The organism is Pseudomonas sp. Lz4W (genome assembly GCF_000346225.2).
GTDB classification, from domain to species: domain Bacteria; phylum Pseudomonadota; class Gammaproteobacteria; order Pseudomonadales; family Pseudomonadaceae; genus Aquipseudomonas; species Aquipseudomonas paraversuta.
Window position 1 is genome coordinate 1786176 of the sequence record NZ_CP017432.1, and the last position, 19448, is coordinate 1805623.

The window sequence follows — 19448 nt, forward strand, 5'->3', positions numbered from 1 at the left end:
CGGGCGAGGGTAGCAGCTCAAAGCTGTGCGCTGGCTGAACGCGAGTGGGGCCGGCCGGCGTTTGCTTTGGCCCGGGACACTTAAGAGACCGGCAATTGTGTAAAATGCCGGCCCTTGAAACTGACCGGCCGGCCCGATGACTCCTGAAGCGTTAAGCACCCTGCACCTGCACCTATTGACTGCCTTGGAGACTGCGCCCGACGAAACCCGGCGTTTGTTCCATGGGCGCGGACGGTGCTGGCCGGGACTTGAGCAATTGACGGTGGACTGGCTGCAGGGCGTGCTCCTGGTTTCGCTATTCAAAGAGCCTGAGCCGGCGCAGCTAGAGGCATTGAAGCACCTGCTGCTGAACCTCTCGCAATCGGCGGTATGGCAAGCCAGCGGGGCGCACACGCTGGTGATGCAGCACCGCTACACACTCAACAGTGACAGCGAATGGCTGGTCGGCGAAGCGATTGATGAGTGGACGCTGACCGAAGGTGGCTTGCGCTACCGCGTCGACCTGGGCCGCAAGCAGAACAACGGCCTGTTCCTTGATATGCGCTACGGCCGTGACTGGGTACGGGCCAATGCCGAGGGCAAGCGGGTCCTGAATCTGTTTGCCTACACCTGCGGCTTCTCGGTCGCCGCCATCGAAGGCGGCGCCCAGCATGTGGTCAACCTCGATATGTCCCGTGCGGCATTGAGCCGTGGTCGCGACAATCACCGTCTCAATGCCCATGACATGAGCAAGGTGAGCTTCCTTGGCCATGAGCTGTTCAAGTCCTGGGGCAAGGTGAAAAGCATGGGCCCTTATGATTTGGTGATCATTGATCCGCCTTCCTTCCAGAAGGGCAGTTTTTTGCTGACCAAGGATTACCAGCGGGTGGTTCGGCGCCTGCCGGAGTTGCTCACTGAGAACGGCACGGTGCTGGCGTGCATGAACGATCCGGCTTTCGGCTCTGACTTCCTGATCGACGGCGTGACCCTTGATGCGCCGAGTTTGCGTTTCGTGCAGCGACTGGAGAACCCGCCTGAGTTTCCGGACGCCGATGCAGAGTGCGGTTTGAAAGCGCTGGTGTTCAAACAAGGGGTTTGACCGGCAAAAAAAAGCCCGCGGGGGAGGGTGCGGGCGAAGGGTTCATTGAATGAGCAGGGCGAATATACAGCTCGCTGCCAGTCAGAAATGTGAAACATATTTCATGCTTTGTTAGCCGGTGCGGGCTTACTTGGTGCGCGACGATTCAAACAGGAACCAGACGCGGCGTTCGGCCTCGTCGATCCAGTTTTCCAGCAGGCTGGTGGTCGCCACGTCACCCAGTTCAGAACACATTTCGTGGGTCTCGCGCATGTAGGCGGCGAGCTGGATATTGTCTTCGCGCAACTCGGCCAGCATGTCGCTCGGGGTCACGAAGTCGGCGTCGTTGTCCAGCAGGCGCTGGAGTTTTTTGATGTGACCCACCGAGCGGATAGTGGTGCGCCCCAGCTTGCGCACGCGCTCGGCAATGGCGTCGGTGGTGGCAAAAATCTGATCGGACTGCTCGTCCAGCAGCAGATGGAAGTCACGGAAGTGCGGGCCTGACATATGCCAGTGGAAGTTCTTGGTTTTCATGTAAATGGCAAAGGTATCGGCCAGCAGGGCATTCACTTCTGCCGCAATGTTGATGCAGGCTTCATCGCTCAGCGCCGAAGGTGTCCGCAGATCGGCCTTTCTGCTTTCCTTGGCGGATTTCAGGTCTTTCATGATGGTTCCTCGTGGTGGCTGGAAATGGGGATGACGCAGGGTATCGGGCGTGTCTGTGCCGGCTGACTAAAGACCAGGAACTGCCTTTCGTCAAACGCACCCTGGAGCCGTCTACAGGTTGCGACCGGCGAAAGAGCAAGATTGTTCAATACTTTGGAACACCCTGCTGCGACCCTTTGCCACTGCTTATTGCCGGGATGTTTTTTGATGCCTACGACCCTTCCACGCGTCGCGTTCACCCGCGGTGCGATTGCTTGTCTTCCATTGACCCTGGCGTGTGCGCCCTGGGGGTTGCTGGCGGGTTCGACGGCAATTGATGCGCAATTGACCCCGCTGCAGAGTCAGGGTCTGTCGGTGTTTGTTTTTGCCGGGGCGGCCCAGTTGGTGGCCATTGGCATGATCAAGGGTGGCGCCAGTGTGATTTCAATCCTGCTGACCACCTTGCTCCTGACCTCGCAGCATTTGCTGTACGCGATGCATCTGCGCCCGCTGGTGTCGCCACTGCCGGTCAGGTGGCGGTTCGGGCTCGGGTTTCTGCTGACCGACGAATTTTTCGCCCTGGTCAGCCCCTATGACCAGAAGACCTTCAGTCGCTGGTACGCATTGGGTGTCGGGCTGTGCATGTACCTGGGCTGGAACCTCTTTACCCTGCTTGGGGTAATACTGGGCAAGAGCATTCCGGGGCTGGATCAACTGGGGCTGGAGTTCTCGATTGCCGCAACTTTTATCGCCCTGATTACACCCGTGGTGCGTAATGTGCCGACGGTGATCTGTGTCGCGGTCTCACTGCTGAGCGTGGTGCTGTTCAGTCACTGGCAGTGGGAGTCGGCGATTGTATTGGCGGGGCTGGCGGGCATGGCTGCAGGCTATGTGTGCAAGCGGCTGGGGGAGTACTTCGCATGATCTGGATGATTATCGCGGGGATGACCCTGATTCTGTTTTTCAACCGCTACCTGTTTCTGGAGCCGCGGTTGCCGATTCGCCTGAACCGGCGGGTAAAGGAGTTTCTCGGGTTTGCGGTGCCCGGGATGCTCACAGCCATTTGCGGGCCGATCATTTTTGTCAAAGATCACGGCCTCGACCTGGGGCCGGGCAATCCCTACCTGCTGGCCGGCCTGTGTGCGATAGGGCTGATGCTCTGGAGTCGCAACGTTCTGCTCAGTGTTGCGTTAAGCATGGGGCTGTTTTATCTGTTTCGCTGGTGGCTTTGATCTGGGCCGCAGCTCGCGTAGTGAAGGGACCGCTGACGGCAACGCCGTCACTGACCAGGTACCAGCAGGCCAGAAGGCCGTCGGCTCGAAGCCGGGCCGGTACTGCGCTACCGATGACAGACATGACATGAACTTTTGACATACAAACCTCTCTGCAAACAATGTTGCTAGCTTAAGGTCTGTGCCGGTGCGCAAATAATCATTGCGCGTGATAGTGGCCATTGATGCCAGTGAGGTCAGGGGCTAATCAACCACCTGGTCGAGCATCTGCATCACTTGCTGATCGCTGATGAGCCCTTCGCTTACAAGGTGCTGGGCCAGCAGCGACATGAGTTTCGCAGTGCGGTGGCCTTCGAGCTGCTTGAGCTCGGTGAGGGTGTTATAGACCTTGCTTGAAGTGCACAGGCCTGCGGTGCGGTGCGGGTTTTGTGTAGGCATACAGGTCGTCCTTGTTTTTATAAAGTGCTCTTGTTGGCTGTCCGGGTGCGGCGGACTGTTGACCATCATGCCGCAACCCGCAGCATGAGGCTGTCTCAGCCGCGACACCCATGACATCTAATCAGACCTGGCGCCAGCTTCACAAGCCTGCCGGTGAACCCGCTGCTTACCAGCGCGGCGGGCCGTAGTAGCCGCGGGGCGGGCCGTAATACACCGGATGCGGGCGACCATAGTAGCCCTGGTAATAGACCGGTTGTGGCGCCGGGACATAGACCGGCCGTGGCTGGTAATAGATCGGTTGCGGCTGGACATACACCGGCTGCGGCTGCGCATAGACCGGTTGCTGGATATACACCGGACGTGGTTGTTGTGCTGCCATGACCGAGCCTGCAACGGTAGCGCCGACCACTGCACCGACAACGGCTGATCCGGCATCCCAACCGCCATGGGCGCTGGCTTGGCCTGCGACAGCCAAAGCGCCGATAAGCAAAGCTACTTTGGGGATGGTACGCATCATGACGATTCCTCTGGTTTCAGTCCCGACTTTGGCCACTGGGCCACGTAAACATTGCGGGGATAACTCTATGACCACCTTTTTTGAAAAAACTGCGGAGCGCTTCGGTAAATATTGTGTAAGGTTTGCCCGGCGCTGAGACGTTTCAGCCCGGGCAGCAGCAATATGATCCAACAAAACTACCCACGCGGCTTGTGCCGTCGATCTGAAAGCAATCTGCAAGGAGATGAGCATGCAAATGAATCCGGATAAAGACACCCGACTGTGCATATCGCTGTCGGGCCGGCCGGGGAATTTCGGACTGCGTTTTCATAATCATCTATACGAGCAGCTGGGCCTGAACTTTTACTACAAGGCGTTCAGCAGCAAGGATCTGGCAGGGGCGGTGACCGGTATCCGGGCCCTGGGCATTCGCGGCTGCGGCGTGTCCATGCCCTTCAAGGAGGCCTGCATTGCGCTGGTCGATGAGCTGGATACCTCGGCCCGGGCCATTGCGTCGATCAACACCATCGTCAATACCGATGGCCACTTGAAGGCCTACAACACCGACTACATCGCCATAGCCCAATTGCTGCGCGATCATAAAGTCCCGCAGCAAACCACATTCGCCCTGCGCGGCAGCGGTGGCATGGCCAAGGCAGTGGCATCGGCCTTGCGTGATGGTGGTTATCGCAATGGTCTGATCGTGGCCCGCAATGAGGCGACGGGGGCGGGGCTGGCCAAAACCCTGGGTTATGCCTGGCAGCCGGAGCTGGGGGAGAGCAGGCCGCAGATGCTGATCAACACCACGCCCGTGGGCATGACGGGGGGCGCCGAGGCGAATGATCTGGCGTTTGCAGAAGATGCAATTGCGCAGGCAGAAATCATCTTCGATGTGGTGGCCATTCCGGCTGAAACGCCATTGATCCTTTGCGCTCGGGCTCAGGGCAAGCGGGTGATTACCGGCCTTGAGGTCATTGCGATCCAGGCCCTGGAGCAGTTTGTGCTGTACACCGGCGTGCGGCCCACAGCCGAGCAGTTCAAGGCCGCGGTGGCGTTTGCCCGTAGCTGAGTGAAGGAGCGGGCGCGTTATTTCGCCCGCTCTACGGATTTACTCGAGTTCCGCCAGACGTGCTTCGAGCGCGGCGATTCGCGCCTCAAGGGCTTCAAAGCGTTCCAGTGATACGCCGGCACTGGCGCTGCTGCGCTCGGCAGGTTGCTGGCGGGCCGAGATGATTGTTTCGATATCGGCCGGGTCGCCCAGAGCGTGCATGTAGCGGTCTTCGCGCTGGCCGGACTGGCGCGGCACCAGCAGCGCCAGATCACGGGCGATCAGGCGCTCCAGCTGGTGTTGCACTTGTTCGGTGTCTTCGAAATCGTGCATGCGTGAGCTGCGGGTCAGCAGCTCATTGAGGGTTTGCGGGCCCCGCAAAAACAGCAGCCCCAGCAGGATCACCTGGGCCGGAACCAGCTCCAGCGCCTTGTCGACCTTGTGTTCCCAGCGGTCGGCACGGCTGCCCATCACCAGCCGGGTAAAGCCGCGACCTTCCAGTGCGCGCAGGCTTTGTCCGACCTGGCCCTGGGTCAGGCTCATCACCGGCTCGCGGCTGGTTTTCTGATTGCAGGCCAGCAGCAGGGCGTTGAGGGTCAGTGGATAAGTTTCAGGGTGGGTGGCCTGTTTCTCGATCAGGGAGCCGAGAATGCGGATCTCGATGCTGTTGAGACGAGGTCCGGTGTCAGATTCGATCTGCGGGTTTTCTGTGGACTGACTCGCTGGGGATTCCATTTCTCTTCTCCATTTTTAGCCAGCGGCCATTGTGGAGTCTTTTGCCCGTTAGAGCGACTGTCTTGATTGGCCCCGCAGGGGGCTGGCCCGGGCAGTACCTGCGGGGAGGGCGGTTAGCGGTTGACCAGTTTGGCCGGCAGCGCAATCACCAGCAGGCTGCTCAGTAGCAGACAGCCGGCAAAGAACCACAGTGCGCCGGCACCGCTGCCGGTGACGTCGATGGCAATGCCCATCAGCGAATTACTCACCAGCCCGGCAATATTGGCCAGCGAGCAGGCCAGGGCGAACCCGGTAGCGGCGGCCCGGCCCTTGAGAAAGGTCGCCGGCAAACTGAAGAACACCGGTACGGCCCCGATGATGGCGGCCGAAGCAATGGCGAACAGCAAAACCGTGGCAAACACGTTGTGGTTAAAGAAGGTGGTGGCGGCCATGGCTGCCGCACCAATCAAAAAGGGCACGATGATATGCCAGCGCCGTTCGCGACGACGGTCCGAACTGGCACCGATCATCAGCATGCCAACCAGGGCGGCGGCACTGGGCAGTGCGGTCAGCACACCGATATGAAAGTTGTCGGCCACCCCAGCGTTGCGAATGAAGGTCGGCATCCAGAACGCCATGGCGTAGGCGCTGAGCAGGATGGAAAAGTCGATGCCGCCGAGCATCCAGACCTTGAGGTTGAAAAAGCCGTCACGGAAGCTGTGCTTGCTGTTTTTGCCCTCGACGTCATCCAGGCGCAGTTCGCCTTCGAGCAAGGCTTTTTCTTCGTCGTTCAGCCATTTGGCTTTGTGATGGTTATCCGGCAGTACCCAGAACGTCAGGATGCCGAGCAGCACGCTGGGTACGGCTTCGACGATAAACAGCCATTGCCAGCCGCGCAGGCCGGCGGTGTTGTCGAAGGCGCCCATGATCCAGCCCGACAGCGGCCCGCCGATCACGCTGGAAAGCGGCATGCCGATCATGAACAGGGCAATGATGCGCCCGCGCCGATAGGTCGGAAACCAGGTGGTCAGGTAGTACAGCACGCCCGGCAGAAACCCGGCTTCGGCCGCACCCAGCAGAAAGCGTACAAAGTAGAACTGGGTCGGGGTGGTGACCAGCATGGTGCAGGCCGACAGCAGGCCCCAGGTAATCATGATCCGGGCAATCCAGACCTTGGCCCCGACCTTCTCCAGCGCCAGGTTGCTCGGCACCTCGAACAGGATATAACCGACGAAAAACAGGCCCGCGCCAAGGCCGAATGCGGTCTCGCTGAAATGCAGGTCTTGCAGCATTTGCAGTTTGGCGAAGCCGATGTTGATCCGGTCCAGATAGGACGCCAGATAACAGAAGCAAAGAAAGGGGATCAGTTTCCAGGTGATCTTGTGATAGAGCACCTTGACGGGATCTGCCACGGGGGTCGCAAGGGTTGTTCCAGCATTTGCAGAGGGCATGTGTGTCTCCTGGCGGTGACTTATGTTTGTTTTTGTGTAGCCGCGATCAGTGCTTTGGCAGGCTCGTAAAGCGGCTTCCAAAGGCAGTGTCAGAAGACTGGGCCGGCCCTCCTCGATGCTCGGAGTGAGGCCTTGCCCAGTTGTGGCGACCGGTGCTCTGCGGCCCGGTTCTATGGCGGATTTCCCTGTCTGCCGGATGTTACTCAAACGCTTTTGGCGAATTGCTCCATGGCCTCCCGTTTGCTCACCACATCGCCATATTTACTGTCGATATCGAACAGGTTGGCTTCATGCGGCGCGCTGTGCCGGTCACCGACACACTCGCGCACAACGATGGTGCGAAAGCCGTGTTGCACGGCATCCACTGCTGTTGCGCGGATGCAGCCACTGGTGGAGCAGCCTGCGAGGACCAGGGTGTCGATACCCTGGGCGTGCAACAGCGATGCCAGGCTGGTGCCGAAAAACGAACTGGCGTATTGCTTGCTGATCACCACTTCATCCGCATTCGGTGTGACCGCTTCGCAGAAGGCGGCCAGCGGGTTGCCCTCGACCATGTCTTTCATCACCGGGGCTTTTTTAAGCCAGATCCCGCCGTCGGCAAAATGCCCCGGGTGGTAGCGGATATTGGTATGCACCACCAAAACTCCGTGGTCACGGGCGCAGGCCAGCAGCCCGGCACTCTCGGCGACAGCGCTGACCACGCCCGGGGCGAACAGGGGGGCGCCCTCGCGGGTATAACCCTGCATGAAATCCACCATCAGCAAGGCCGGCTTGTTGCCAAAACCGATGCGCTGGCCCCATACGCCCTGATAGTTGGCGTCGGCACTTTGTTCCTGGCTCATGACTTTGCTCCTATTTATAAGCGCCCGAAAGCAGCGCGCCGGCGCCCGGCACTATGGGTTCCAGATCGAGGGCCTTGAGCATGGCGTAAGTGGTGGCAATGGCGGCAGTCAGTACCGGGATACCGGTTTGCGCTTCAACCTGGGGCACCACGGGCAAGGATTGCATTTGCACGCAGGCAGATAGCACGATCACGTCCACGCCTTCAAGGTTCATGCTGCTGACAATGGCCGGTAACCTGGCCGGATCATGCAGGGCCACTTGCAGATTGTCGGGGATCTCCAGGGCGCGCCAGTCCACCACTTCAAACCCTTCCTCGCGAATGTAATCCACCACCAGCTGTGTCAGCGGCTTCATGTACGGCGCCACGATGGCGATTCTTTTGGCGCCCATCACCTTGAGGCCGTCGATCAGTGCGCCGGCGCTGGTAATGACCGGTGCAGTGGCGTCGTTATCGGCCGTGGCCCGGGTCAGGCGCGCCTCGGATTTGCGATGGTAGCCCAGGCCCATGGCCATGATCGCCACCAGGCAGGCGTAGCCCAGTACGTCGACTTTGGCGTCGGACAGTTCGATGGCGCAGCGGTCGGATTCGCCGTCCATTGCTGCCAGTTCTTCCTTGCGCACCTGTTTCATGCGCATGCGGCTGGAGTGGAAGGTGAAGCGTTCGGGGCGGATCAATTGGCGTGCGGTGAGCATCGCCGGAATCTCGGTTTCCATGGTGGTGTTGGAGCTCGGCACAATCTGGCCGATGCGGTAAGGCTTGATCACAGAGTGTCTCCTTAAAAGCGTTGCGCAGAATGCGGATCAGTGGCGGGCGAGGAAGTCGCGGCATGCGCCGAGAAAACCTTCAAGGTCATCCCAGGGGATCATGTGCCCGGCGTTCGGCACCCGGGCTATCTGGATCCGTGGCTGCAGCTCGAGGATTTGCGCTTCGTCGGCGGCCTGTATCACTGCGCCACGCCCGGCGACCATCAGCAGCGCGGGCACGGTGAGTTTTGGCAGGTCTTGATGGAAGTCCACGTCATGGAAATCGTTGAAGGCGCGAACGATGGCGGGCTCATAACAGGTGTGCAGCCATTCGGCGCGCAATTGCAGTTGCTCCAGGCTCCAGGTGGGGCAGAAGGCGCGCATGGCCTCGGCGTCCATGCCTTGTTCGGCCTGGCGGATCGAGTCCACGTACCACGCCAGTTTGCTGGGGTACTCGCGTCGACCCGGGCCGGATACCGGAGGATCGATCAGCACCAGGCTTTTCACTGCGCCCGGATTGCGTGCGGCACTGCGTACGGCAAAGCGTGCGCCCATGGAGTGGCCGGCCAGGTGATAGCCATCAAAGCCCATGGCCCGGGCGAAAGCGCTGATGTCGTCCGCGCAGGTATCGGCGCTGTAATCCAGTTCGGGGCCGGTGGAAGACAGGCCGCGCCCCCGTACATCAAGTACATAGGTGTCGTAATCGGCGCCAAGGCGTTCGGCGACAAAGCCCCAGGTAATGGCCGGGCTGGTGATGCCCGGGATCAGCAGCAACACCGGTTTTACCGAGTCGTGCTGGCCGCCGTAGCGCAGGTAATGCTGGCGAATGCCATTGGCCTGGACATTGCCGCCCTCTATGAATGTGCTCATGCCGGTACTTCCGACTCAAGGGAGTGGCTGTACAGGTCGTAGCCGTAGACCCAGGCCGGATCTTCCTGGGTGCGCAGCCAGGTGTTGGCGTTGGACACGGCCTGGACCCGCGAGGCGCGATCCTTGCGGTTGGCTTCGTACAGTTTGAACGCGGTGCGGTAGTCACCCAGGCCGGTTTCCTGCAGGCAACGGGTCAACATGGCGGCATCTTCGATGGCCATGCCGGCACCCTGGGCCATGTGCGGCTTCATGGGATGGCAGGCATCGCCCAGCAACACCAGGCGTCCGCGGCTCCACAGCGGCAGTGGATTGCGATTGAGCAGCGGCCACTTGGTCACGCTTTCACTGGACTCAATCAGCGCCTGAACGGTGGGGTTGTAACCCTCGAAAGCCTGGTACATCTCTTCGCGGCTGCTGTCGACGAAATTGCCCTGGAAGTCCCACGCCTCATGGGGAACCCCGGTGACGTAGTAGTACTCGTCGCGCTTGGCGGTGGTGTGATAGACCATCATGTGGCGGTCGTGGCTCCACCACTTCACACAGTTCTCGAAGTCGAGGTTGTATTTGCCCAGGGTTTCGCTGCGGATCAGCGCGCGATGGGCACCCCAGCCGCTGTAGAGCGGTTTTTCTGCGCCGAGCAATTCTTCGCGGATTTTTGAATTGATGCCATCGGCACCAATCACGATGTCGGCTTCGGTGCTGGTGCCGTCGCTGAAGTGCAGGCGTACCAGCGAATCGGTTTCTTCAAGGCGGGTCAGGCATTTATTGAAGTGGGTGGTGCCCGGCGCGATGGTCGACATTTGCAGCGCATGCAAATCGCCGCGATGCACCGTGATATAGGCGGCGCCGTATTCTTTGCGGGCAAACTCGCCCAGCGGGATACGCGACAGGTAGTCGCCGCTGGCACCGTCCCGGCTGAACCAGAAATCGGGGTGCGAGCCCATGTCGCTCAACTTCTGTTCGATGCCCATGCGGCGGAAAATTTTCATGATATTCGGCCCCATGTGAATACCCGCGCCAATGCGGGAAAACGCGGGGGCCTGCTCATAAATATCGACCTGGAACCCGGCTTTTTGCAGCAGCGTGGCCGCTGCGGCGCCTCCAAGACCTGCGCCGACGATGGCGATTTTTTGTTTTACGGGCATGCAAGGCTTCCTTTTTCTAGAGCGGGAGCGGTTGCCGGGACCATGGGCCTCGGCCAGACATTTACAGTGTATACGCTATTAATTTTCAAGCTGTATAGCCCCTCAGAAAAATAAATAATTTGCCTGAGGGCTGTTTTCAGCCTTGAAAGCCACTAATTGTTGGGCTCTAACTGTTGTGTGGTTTTTTTGGCTTTTCGGAAAATAATGTTCATCAGTTATTAAATAGTGTGTACGCTTTAGTTGAGCGGCTGAAACGCTCTGCCTGATTTGGTACGACGGGCAGTTCGGCGTTTGCCCCCCCCTGCAGCGATTCGATAGAGAGGATGAGTAAATGCCGGTGAGCGACTGCGAGTTGACGCAAATGTTTGAGCACGTGTTGCAACTGTCCCGAGTGGACGCGACCCAGAGTGTCGCAGTGCTCAAAAGCCACTATTCCGATCCGCGTACGGTGCGGGCCGCCATGGACGCCGCCCAGCGTCTTGGGGCCAAGGTCTACGCCGTGGAATTGCCCTCGTTCAATCACCCGACGGCCATGGGTAATGACATGACGGCTTACTGCGGGGACACCGCGCTCACGGGCAACATTGCGGCGCAACGGGCGCTGGAGGCGGCGGATCTGGTGGTCGATACCATGATGCTGCTGCATTCGCCGGAGCAGGAGCAGATCCTCAAGACTGGAACCCGGATTCTGTTGGCGGTTGAACCCCCGGAAGTGCTGGCGCGGATGCTGCCGACCCTGGCCGACAAGGAGCGGGTGATGGCGGCCGGAAAACTGCTGGAGCAAGCGCGCTCCATGCATGTCAGATCCAGGGCAGGGAGTGATTTCAAGGCGTTGCTGGGGCAGTACCCGGCCGTGACCGAGTATGGTTTTGCCGATGAGCCGGGGCGTTGGGACCATTGGCCCAGCGGTTTCCTGTTCTCCTGGCCGAATGAAGAAACCGCCGAAGGCGTGCTGGTAATCGATGTCGGCGATATCATCTTGCCGTTCAAGAACTATTCGCGAGAGCGCATCACCCTGGAAATCGACAAGGGTTTCATTACCTCGATTCATGGCGGGTTCGAAGCCGAGTATTTGCGCGACTACCTGAAGTATTTCAACGACCCGGAGGTGTACGGCATTTCCCATATCGGTTGGGGTTTGCAGCCGCGCGCCCAATGGACGGCGATGGGCCTGCACGACAAGAACGACGGAATGTGCATGGATGCGCGGGCATTCGAGGGTAACTTCCTGTTTTCCACCGGGCCCAATACCGAAGTCGGTGGCACGCGCAAGACCCCGTGCCATCTGGATATCCCGTTGCGACATTGCGATATCTATCTTGATGATCAGGCGGTGGTTGCCGGCGGTGTGGTACTGGCCCGCTAAACCAGGCCCGCCCGGGTCAGGGGCCGGTGTTGTGGGAGCCGGCTCCTGCCTGGGCGTTGCGACACGGATTGAGCATTACCCCGATCATGGCCCCACAGGTTAAGGTCATGACCTCTCACCCTTGAATTGAAAGAGGCCGTTGTGCCGGATACGAAAGACAAAAAACCAGGCCGTCAGGCCGCTTATGATTTCTGCGAACAGCCAGGCCATTTGTTGCGCAAGGCCTATCAGCGCAACATGGCGATTTTTCAGCAAAATGTCGGCAACTCGCAGTTGACTGCGGTGCAGTTCATCACCCTGTGTGCCGTTCGGGATCACGGGCCCAGCTCCTTGAGTGAGCTGATCAAGGCCACTGCAGTCGATCAGGCAACCATTCGCGGCATAGTCGAGCGTCTTCAGGCCCGCGGCCTGATCACCCTCAAGCCCGCCGTGCAGGACAAGCGCAAAGTCATCGTCAGCCTCACCCCGGCGGGTGAGCAATTAGTGCGCGAGACCGAGCCCCATGCACTGCAAGTGAGCGAGCTGACCATGAGCAAACTCAACCCGGCAGAGCGGGTCGCACTCCTGTATTTGCTGCGCAAAATGGTGGATGAAGGCAGCGAATAAGCTTTCCCCAACCTTGTGGCATCGTTCTTGCTCTGGCTTGTATGAAGTGTTTACTTCATCAAAACCGGAGTGAATCAGGGTCTGCCTGTGCAGGCCTTTGTTACGCCTGTTTCATGAAGTAAACACTTAATAAGATCCGCCTCCAACAGTGCGGACGATGTTACTTGGGGAAGCCTTGAATGAGCGATCACACCCTTGCGCCTGTCAGAACGGTAACACTGCACGTCAACGGCCAGCCTGTCGTGGTCAGTGCCATGGCCGATACCCCGCTGTTGCTGATCCTGCGCAATGACTTGCAGCTCAACGGCCCTAAATATGGCTGTGGTCTGGGGGAGTGCGGTGCCTGCACGGTGATCATTGACGGGGTGGCTGCCCGCTCCTGTGTCTTCCCGTTGTCCGGTGCCGAGGGGCGCACCATTACCACCCTTGAAGGCCTCGGCAGCCGGGCGCAGCCGCACCTGGTGCAGCAGGCCTTTATCGATGAGCAGGCTGCGCAATGCGGCTACTGCATGAACGGCATGATCATGACCGCCAAGGCGCTGCTTGATCGCATTCCCCACCCCAGCGAAGCGCAAGTTCGAAACGAACTGTCAGCCAACCTCTGTCGCTGCGGCACCCATCTCGAAATCATTCGCGCGGTCATGCTTGCCGCCCGTCAAATGCCCTGAACGGATTGATGACTATGACCCTTACCACGCTCACCCGTGATCAGTTGTTGGCCAAGTCTGGCGTCTTGCTGGTGGTTGATCAGATTCAGCCGCCTTCAGGTCCCGTGGCCAAAGGCGGTGTTCCTGTACTCAAGCCCAGGGAGCTGGGGCTGTTCATTGCGGTAAACGATGACGGGCAGGTCTATGGCTTCAACGGCCATGTGGACCTGGGTACCGGCATCCGCACGTCGCTGGCGCAGATCGTGGCCGAAGAGCTGGACCTGGCCCTGGAGCAGGTATGCATGGTGCTGGGCGATACCGACAGCGCGCCAAATCAGGGGGCGACCATTGCCAGCGCCACGATCCAGATCACTGCCATCCCTTTGCGCAATGCGGCAGCCGAAGCGCGACGTTTTTTGCTGGATCTTGCAGCCCGGCGTCTGGGTGTCGAGCCGCAGTCTTTAGTGATGGACAGCGGGGTGATAACCAGTGCGGACGCTCGCCAGCTGACATTTGCCGAACTGGTGGCCGGGGAGCGCCATGTGCTTGGCATTTCCGGCGATGCGCCGCTCAAACCCGTGGAAGACTACCGGCTGGTAGGCAACGCCTCGGCCCGGGTGGACATCCCGGCCAAGGCCAGCGGCGAGCTGACCTATGTGCATGATATGCGCCTGCCCGACATGCTGCATGGCCGCGTGATTCGCCCGCCCTATGCCGGGCTCGACAGTGGCGAGTTTGTCGGCACAAGCCTGCTGCACGTGGACGAGTCGTCCATTGCGCACATTCCGGGCATCGTCAAAGTGGTGGTGATCGGTGATTTTATCGGCGTGGTTGCCAAGCGTGAAGAGCAGGCCGTGAAGGCGGCGCAAGCGCTGAAAGTCAGCTGGAAAGCCTGGACGCAAAAACTGCCGGACATGGATGATGTGGCGCAGGCCATCCGTGACAACCCCCGGGTCCGGCGTGTGGTGCTGGACAAGGGCAACGTTCAGCAGGCGTTGGACCAGGCCAGCGAACGCATGCCCCGCACCTATTTGTGGCCTTACCAGATCCACGGCTCCATCGGCCCGTCCTGTGGCCTGGCGGATTATCAGGAACACCAGATACGGGTGTGGTCGGGCACGCAAAACCCGCACCTGTTGCGGGCGGATCTGGCATGGCTGCTGGAGTACCCGGAAGAGCGGATTGAGATCATTCGCATGGAGGCAGCGGGTTGTTACGGGCGTAACTGCGCCGATGACGTGTGTGCCGATGCCCTGTTGTTGTCCCGGGCGGTGGGCTTGCCGGTGCGGGTGCAGCTGACCCGGGAGCAGGAGCATGTGTGGGAGCCCAAGGGCTCGGCGCAATTGATGGAAGTGGATGGCGGCATCAATGCCGATGGCGGGGTCGCCGGTTATGACTTTCAGACCAGCTACCCCTCCAATGGTGCGCCCACTCTGGCCTTGCTGCTGACGGGCCGCGTCGAGCCGGTGGCGGCAATGTTCGAGATGGGCGACCGCACCTCCATCCCGCCGTACGATTTCGAGCACCTGCGGGTGACCATCAACGACATGGCGCCCATCGTGCGGGCGTCGTGGATGCGCGGGGTTTCCGCACTGCCCAACACGTTTGCCCACGAGTCCTATATCGATGAACTGGCGTTTGCCGCCAAGGTCGATCCGGTCGAATACCGCCTGCGCTATCTGCACGATGAGCGCGCTGCCGAACTGGTCAGGGCCACGGCCGCGCGAGCCGGGTGGGTGGCCCGCACCGAGCCCATGCAAACCCCTGAACAGGACAATATTTTGCGTGGCCGCGGTTTCGCCTATGCGCGGTATATCCACAGCAAGTTCCCCGGGTTCGGGGCGGCGTGGGCGGCATGGGTCGCCGATGTGGCGGTCGACAGGCTCAGCGGTGAAGTTTCGGTGACGCGGGTGGTCATCGGGCATGACGCCGGGATGATGGTCAACCCGGCGGGTGTCCGGCATCAGATCCACGGCAATGTGATCCAGGCCACCAGCCGTGTGCTCAAAGAGCGGGTCACGTTCGAAGAGTCGACCGTCAGCAGCAAGGAGTGGGGCGCCTATCCGATTTTGACGTTCAAGCAGGTACCGAAAATCGACGTGCTGATGATGCCCCGTCAGCACGAACCACCCATGGGCGCCGGGGAATCAGCGGGGGTGCCGAGTGCGGCGGCGATCGCCAATGCCATTTATGACGCCACCGGGATCCGCTTTCGCGAGCTGCCGATTACCCCCGAACGGGTATTGGCTGCACTCAAACTTTCCCAGGACGAAGCCGCTGCCGGCGCCGATCCGCAGCCAGTCAAAGGCAAGCGCTCCAAGTGGTGGTTTGCCCCCCTGATTGCCGGTATCGGCGCCCTGGCCGGCATGGCCGCCACTGCATTGCCCTGGCGTGCAGAAATCGCCCCCATTACACCGCCCGTGGCGGGCACCTGGTCGGCGGCCACGCTGGAGCGGGGACGACTGCTGGCGGCGGTGGGGGATTGTGCGGTGTGCCATACCGCACCGGGTGGCGTGACCAACGCCGGGGGGCTGGCGATGCAAACGCCGTTCGGCACCCTGCACAGCACCAATATCACCCCCGACCCCGAGACGGGCATCGGCAAGTGGTCTTACACAGCGTTCGAGCGGGCCATGCGCGAAGGCATCAGCCGGGACGGCAAGCACCTGTATCCGGCCTTTCCCTATACCTCTTTTCGCAATATCGATGATGCCGACATGCAGGCTCTGTATGCCTATCTGATGTCGCAGGCGCCGGTCAGCCAGCCGGCCACAAGTAATGCCATGCAGTTCCCTTTCAACCTGCGCCCGCTGATGGCGGGCTGGAACGCGATCTTTCTGCGTTCAGGGGAGGTCAAGGCGCAGCCGCAACGCAGTGCACAATGGAACCGCGGTTCTTATCTGGTCAATGGGTTGGGCCACTGCGCGGCCTGTCACTCGCCGCGCAACCTGATGGGCGCGCAGAAGGGCGGCAGCGCCTTTCTGGCGGGCGGCATGGTCGATGGCTGGGAAGCCCCGGCGCTCAATGGCCTGTCCAAAGCTCCAACCCCCTGGACCGAAGATCAGCTGTTCAGCTACCTGAGCACCGGCTACACCGACGCCCATGGCGTGGCGGCCGGGCCCATGGGGCCAGTGGTCACCGAGCTGGCGAAGCTGCCCGACAGCGACCGGCGCGCCATGGCGGTGTACCTGGCCTCACTCAGTGGCGATGCCCTGGCGCAACCCGAACCCGGCCCGGCGGCCCCCCAGGTCAGTACGCTGGCATTGAGTAACGGTCAGCGGGTGTTCGAGGGTGCGTGCCAGGGCTGCCACGCCGATGGCCTGGGCCCGAAACTGTTTGGCGTCAGCCCGTCATTGGCGAGCAACAGCAACCTGCACAGCGCCTTGCCCGACAACCTGTTGAAAGTGATCCTGCAAGGCATTCCCGTCCCCGCGACGGCGGACCTCGGCTATATGCCCGGCTTCAAGGACAGTCTGTCGAATCGCCAGATCAGCGAGTTGACGGCCTATCTGCGCCAGCGTTTCGCCCCGTCCGAGCCTGCATGGCAGTCACTGGAACAAAAGGTGGCGCAGATACGGGCCAATCCCGGGTCTCATTGACCGTTCGCGGCGCCGGGCAGGGTCATGACCCCGCGTATGACCAGATCGCTGATAAAGGCCAGCCAGTCCTGTTGCTGGCCTTTATCGGCGAGGTCCTGACCCAGGAACGAGGTGAGGGTGTGTTGGTTGGAGTTATAGAAGTAGCACAGCGAAGCGATCATCAAATAGACATGGTTGATCTCCACATCGAGGCGAAAAATGCCCATGCGCTGACCGGCTTCGATGATTGGCCTGATCACGCCCACGGTGGTGGCCGACAGGCGCCCGAGCTCGCGCGACTGGCGGGCGTGCTTGCCTTTATGCAGGTTTTCAATGGTGAGGATGGCGACGAATTCCGGGTGTTTCACGTAGTAGTTCCAGAAAAACGCCACTTGTTCGCGCAATGCTGCCACGGGGCTGGACAGGTCCGGGCGGCAGGTACTTTCGGCCAGGTTGAAGGCTTCGTAGGTGTGTTCCAGAACCTGGACGAACAGATTTTCCTTGCTGGAAAAGTAGTAATAAATCATCCGGTCGTTGGACTCGGCTTCTTTGGATATCTGTTCGATGCGCCCGCCGGCATAGCCGTCGCGGGCGAATACGGTCACGGCGGCCTTGAGAATGCGCGCCTTTGTCTGGTCGGCCTGATGAGCCCGGACACCGGTTTTTTTGTTCACGCTGTTGTCCTCCACGATGACGTGTTGCGCGGCGGCTGAAGAAAAAACTGACGAAAAACTGCAGTCGATGGTACGGCAATTAACTGGATAAGGTTGGGAGCGGCGCTCATGTCTGACTTGTATGGTTTGCTCGATGCTCTGGACCAGGCCGACAGTAACAATGTCGCCGTGGTACTGGCCACCGTGGTCAAGGTTGAAGGCTCGGCTTATCGGCGCCCGGGCGCCAGGATGCTGATACCGCGGGACGGGCAGGCGGTGGGTACGGTCAGTGGCGGCTGCCTGGAGCAGGAGCTGGTGCGCAAGGCCTGGTGGCTGACCGAGTCCGGGCTGCCGGTGATTCGTCGCTACAGCACCGCGGCCCACGACGAGGATGACAGCGATGAAGAGGGGGCCGCGCTGACCTTTGGACTTGGCTGCAACGGCACGGTGCATGTGCTGCTGGAGCGGCTTGAAGCAGGCGCCCCGTCGCTGCTGACCGATGTCCTGCAAGGCGTGCGAGCCACCGGTCAGCCGGCCGCGCTGGCAACCATACTGGCGGCAGGGGCCGGCAGCGGGGCGAGAATGGGGGCGCGGATGGGGCTGACGGCGTTGTCGCGAAGCAGCCAGGGGTTTTGCTGTGACGTGCTTGAAAGCCGGGTCCAGGCCGATTTACTCGCCACCCTCGAGCGCAAGAAATCGTCGCGGATGATTTATGCAAGCGGGGCGCAGGCCGTTGAAGTGCTGCTGGAATACATCCCTGCGCAGCGGCGGCTGGTGGTGTTCGGCGCAGGTAACGACGCCCAGCCTCTGGTGCGGTTTGCCGTGCAACTGAACTGGCAGGTGCATGTGGTGGACGGGCGGGCGAATTTTGCCCGGGCCGAACGCTTTGCGGGGGCCAGGGAGGTGCTGGTGGCGTCGATTGACCAGCCGTTCGCGTTGCGCACTCTGGTTGATGGGGCGGCGGTGGTGATCATGACCCACAGTTACCGTCAGGACCGTTTTTGGCTCCAGAGTGTTCTGGCCTGCGCCCCGGCCTATATCGGGCAACTGGGGCCCAAAGAGCGCACCGAGCGCCTGCTTGACGAAATGGGCGGCGGTGCAGCTGCAGCCCGTGCTGAGCTGCACTATCCCATGGGGCTGGATCTGGGCGGCGATACCCCGCAAAGCGTCGCCCTGGCCATCGTCAGTGAAATCACGGCCTGCCTTAATCAGCGCGAAGGCGGGATGTTGAGGCTGCGCAAGGCCAGGATCCATGACCCGGCAGATGCACAACACGCAGCGCTGTCAGCGCGCTCACCGGAGGCAAGAGATGCCCGTCGCCAGTGAGCCGGCCGGGGTCGTGGCGGTGGTACTGGCTGCGGGGCTGAGTCGACGCATGGGGGCCAGCAATAAGTTACTGCTGCCGGTTGCCGGCCAGGCGATGGTCAGGCATGTGGTGCAGGCCGCGCTGGCATCGCGCTGTGGGAAAGTGCTGGTGGTCATCGGGCATGAAGCCGGGAATGTTCGTCAGGCCTTGTCCGGTCTGCCGGTCGAATTTGTGCTTAATCAGGATTACCGGGAAGGCATCGGCTCTTCGGTGCGCGCCGGTGCCAGTGCGGTCAGTGACCGGCAGGCGGTGATTTTTTGCCTGGCAGACATGCCCGGCGTCACGGCCGGGGTCATTGATCAGTTGGTCGATGCCCTGCACGGGAATCCCGGGGTCATGGGGTGTCAGGCCAGTTACCAGGGCAAGCGCGGCAACCCGGTCCTGTGGGCCAGCGAGTGTCTGCCGCGGCTAAGAGAGTGTGGCGGTGATGAAGGTGCCCGCCCGCTTTTACGCCAGTATCGCGAGCAAGTCATTGCGCTAGAGACGTGCAGTGAATGGGTGATGGTTGATCTTGATACACCCGAAGACTACAGGCGTGTCTATAATCGC

20 protein-coding genes and 1 pseudogene are annotated in these 19448 nt (G+C 60.7%); 10 read left to right on the forward strand and 11 right to left on the reverse strand.

All coding sequences use genetic code 11. The annotated features are described in order from the left end of the window. The first annotated feature begins 136 nt into the window (after nucleotides 1-136). Entirely contained in the window at nucleotides 137-1078 is a 942-nt protein-coding gene (locus tag B195_RS08475; protein ID WP_003447314.1) for a class I SAM-dependent methyltransferase, read from the forward strand. A gap of 126 nt (nucleotides 1079-1204) precedes the next feature. On the opposite strand, the gene B195_RS08480 is transcribed toward B195_RS08475, so the two are convergent. Then, a complete protein-coding gene (locus B195_RS08480) occupies nucleotides 1205-1723 on the reverse strand; it encodes a Dps family protein (protein ID WP_003447315.1) in 519 nt (172 codons plus the stop codon). Between the two features lie 207 nt (nucleotides 1724-1930). On the opposite strand from B195_RS08480, the gene B195_RS08485 reads away from it, so the two are divergent. Together B195_RS08485 and B195_RS08490 are read left to right on the forward strand one after the other, a co-directional pair. After that, complete coding sequence (locus B195_RS08485; RefSeq protein WP_003447316.1) at nucleotides 1931-2626, forward strand: AzlC family ABC transporter permease; 696 nt, start codon at nucleotides 1931-1933, stop codon at nucleotides 2624-2626. After that, nucleotides 2623-2934, forward strand: coding sequence for an AzlD domain-containing protein (locus B195_RS08490; RefSeq protein ID WP_003447318.1), 312 nt, complete (start codon nucleotides 2623-2625; stop codon nucleotides 2932-2934). The genes B195_RS08485 and B195_RS08490 overlap by 4 nt, the downstream gene beginning before the upstream one ends. Here the strand turns inward: B195_RS08490 and B195_RS23045 are convergent. The 3 genes from B195_RS23045 to B195_RS08505 all read right to left on the reverse strand — a co-directional run bounded on the left by B195_RS23045 (nucleotide 2882) and on the right by B195_RS08505 (nucleotide 3889). Beyond that, the gene (locus B195_RS23045) at nucleotides 2882-3076 is read right to left on the reverse strand and encodes a hypothetical protein (RefSeq protein ID WP_081481304.1); all 195 of its coding nucleotides are present in this window, start codon (nucleotides 3074-3076) and stop codon (nucleotides 2882-2884) included. The two genes, B195_RS08490 and B195_RS23045, sit on opposite strands and share 53 nt — an antisense overlap. Nucleotides 3077-3177: 101 nt before the next feature. Then, complete coding sequence (locus B195_RS08500) at nucleotides 3178-3372, reverse strand: hypothetical protein (RefSeq protein ID WP_003447320.1); 195 nt, start codon at nucleotides 3370-3372, stop codon at nucleotides 3178-3180. A gap of 166 nt (nucleotides 3373-3538) precedes the next feature. After that, a complete protein-coding gene (locus tag B195_RS08505; RefSeq protein WP_010656145.1) occupies nucleotides 3539-3889 on the reverse strand; it encodes a hypothetical protein in 351 nt (116 codons plus the stop codon). A 229-nt stretch (nucleotides 3890-4118) separates the two neighbouring features. Between B195_RS08505 and B195_RS08510 the strand changes: the two genes are divergently transcribed. Next, nucleotides 4119-4937 (forward strand): shikimate 5-dehydrogenase, encoded by an 819-nt coding sequence (locus tag B195_RS08510; protein ID WP_003447322.1) that lies wholly within the window; start codon nucleotides 4119-4121, stop codon nucleotides 4935-4937. A gap of 39 nt (nucleotides 4938-4976) precedes the next feature. Here the strand turns inward: B195_RS08510 and B195_RS08515 are convergent, their stop codons facing one another. The 6 genes from B195_RS08515 to B195_RS08540 form a co-directional block, all read right to left on the reverse strand. Then, nucleotides 4977-5651, reverse strand: coding sequence for a YceH family protein (locus B195_RS08515; protein ID WP_003447323.1), 675 nt, complete (start codon nucleotides 5649-5651; stop codon nucleotides 4977-4979). A gap of 113 nt (nucleotides 5652-5764) precedes the next feature. Next, nucleotides 5765-7081 carry an MFS transporter gene (locus tag B195_RS08520; protein WP_003447324.1) on the reverse strand — a complete coding sequence of 439 codons (1317 nt, stop codon included), beginning with the start codon at nucleotides 7079-7081 and terminating at the stop codon, nucleotides 5765-5767. 203 nt (nucleotides 7082-7284) lie between these two features. Beyond that, a complete protein-coding gene (locus B195_RS08525; protein WP_003447325.1) occupies nucleotides 7285-7923 on the reverse strand; it encodes an N-carbamoylsarcosine amidohydrolase in 639 nt (212 codons plus the stop codon). A gap of 10 nt (nucleotides 7924-7933) precedes the next feature. Beyond that, the gene (locus B195_RS08530; protein ID WP_165439683.1) at nucleotides 7934-8638 is read right to left on the reverse strand and encodes an Asp/Glu racemase; all 705 of its coding nucleotides are present in this window, start codon (nucleotides 8636-8638) and stop codon (nucleotides 7934-7936) included. 87 nt (nucleotides 8639-8725) lie between these two features. Next, nucleotides 8726-9538: an alpha/beta fold hydrolase gene (locus B195_RS08535; RefSeq protein ID WP_003447327.1), complete on the reverse strand. Its 813-nt coding sequence runs from the start codon at nucleotides 9536-9538 to the stop codon at nucleotides 8726-8728. After that, on the reverse strand, nucleotides 9535-10683 hold the full coding sequence (locus B195_RS08540) for an FAD-dependent monooxygenase (protein WP_003447328.1): 1149 nt from the start codon (nucleotides 10681-10683) through the stop codon (nucleotides 9535-9537). The genes B195_RS08535 and B195_RS08540 overlap by 4 nt, the downstream gene beginning before the upstream one ends. 331 nt (nucleotides 10684-11014) lie before the next feature. On the opposite strand from B195_RS08540, the gene B195_RS08545 reads away from it, so the two are divergent. From B195_RS08545 to B195_RS08560, 4 genes are all read left to right on the forward strand, one after another. Then, on the forward strand, nucleotides 11015-12049 hold the full coding sequence (locus B195_RS08545; RefSeq protein WP_003447329.1) for a 2,5-dihydroxypyridine 5,6-dioxygenase: 1035 nt from the start codon (nucleotides 11015-11017) through the stop codon (nucleotides 12047-12049). A 141-nt stretch (nucleotides 12050-12190) separates the two neighbouring features. Further along, nucleotides 12191-12655: a MarR family winged helix-turn-helix transcriptional regulator gene (locus B195_RS08550; RefSeq protein WP_003447331.1), complete on the forward strand. Its 465-nt coding sequence runs from the start codon at nucleotides 12191-12193 to the stop codon at nucleotides 12653-12655. A 179-nt stretch (nucleotides 12656-12834) separates the two neighbouring features. Next, nucleotides 12835-13323: a (2Fe-2S)-binding protein gene (locus tag B195_RS08555; protein WP_003447333.1), complete on the forward strand. Its 489-nt coding sequence runs from the start codon at nucleotides 12835-12837 to the stop codon at nucleotides 13321-13323. A gap of 14 nt (nucleotides 13324-13337) precedes the next feature. After that, nucleotides 13338-16901 carry a molybdopterin cofactor-binding domain-containing protein gene (locus B195_RS08560; protein ID WP_003447334.1) on the forward strand — a complete coding sequence of 1188 codons (3564 nt, stop codon included), beginning with the start codon at nucleotides 13338-13340 and terminating at the stop codon, nucleotides 16899-16901. Here B195_RS08560 and B195_RS08565 read toward each other — a convergent pair. Next, nucleotides 16895-17554 (reverse strand): TetR/AcrR family transcriptional regulator, encoded by a 660-nt coding sequence (locus B195_RS08565; protein WP_003447335.1) that lies wholly within the window; start codon nucleotides 17552-17554, stop codon nucleotides 16895-16897. The two genes, B195_RS08560 and B195_RS08565, sit on opposite strands and share 7 nt — an antisense overlap. 108 nt (nucleotides 17555-17662) lie before the next feature. Between B195_RS08565 and B195_RS08570 the strand changes: the two genes are divergently transcribed. Together B195_RS08570 and B195_RS23050 are read left to right on the forward strand one after the other, a co-directional pair. After that, nucleotides 17663-18859: an XdhC family protein gene (locus B195_RS08570; RefSeq protein WP_003447336.1), complete on the forward strand. Its 1197-nt coding sequence runs from the start codon at nucleotides 17663-17665 to the stop codon at nucleotides 18857-18859. Continuing rightward, nucleotides 18843-19352 (forward strand): annotated as a pseudogene (locus tag B195_RS23050) (NTP transferase domain-containing protein); the annotation flags it as partial. The gene B195_RS08570 and the pseudogene B195_RS23050, both read left to right, overlap by 17 nt. Nucleotides 19353-19448 lie beyond the last annotated feature (96 nt).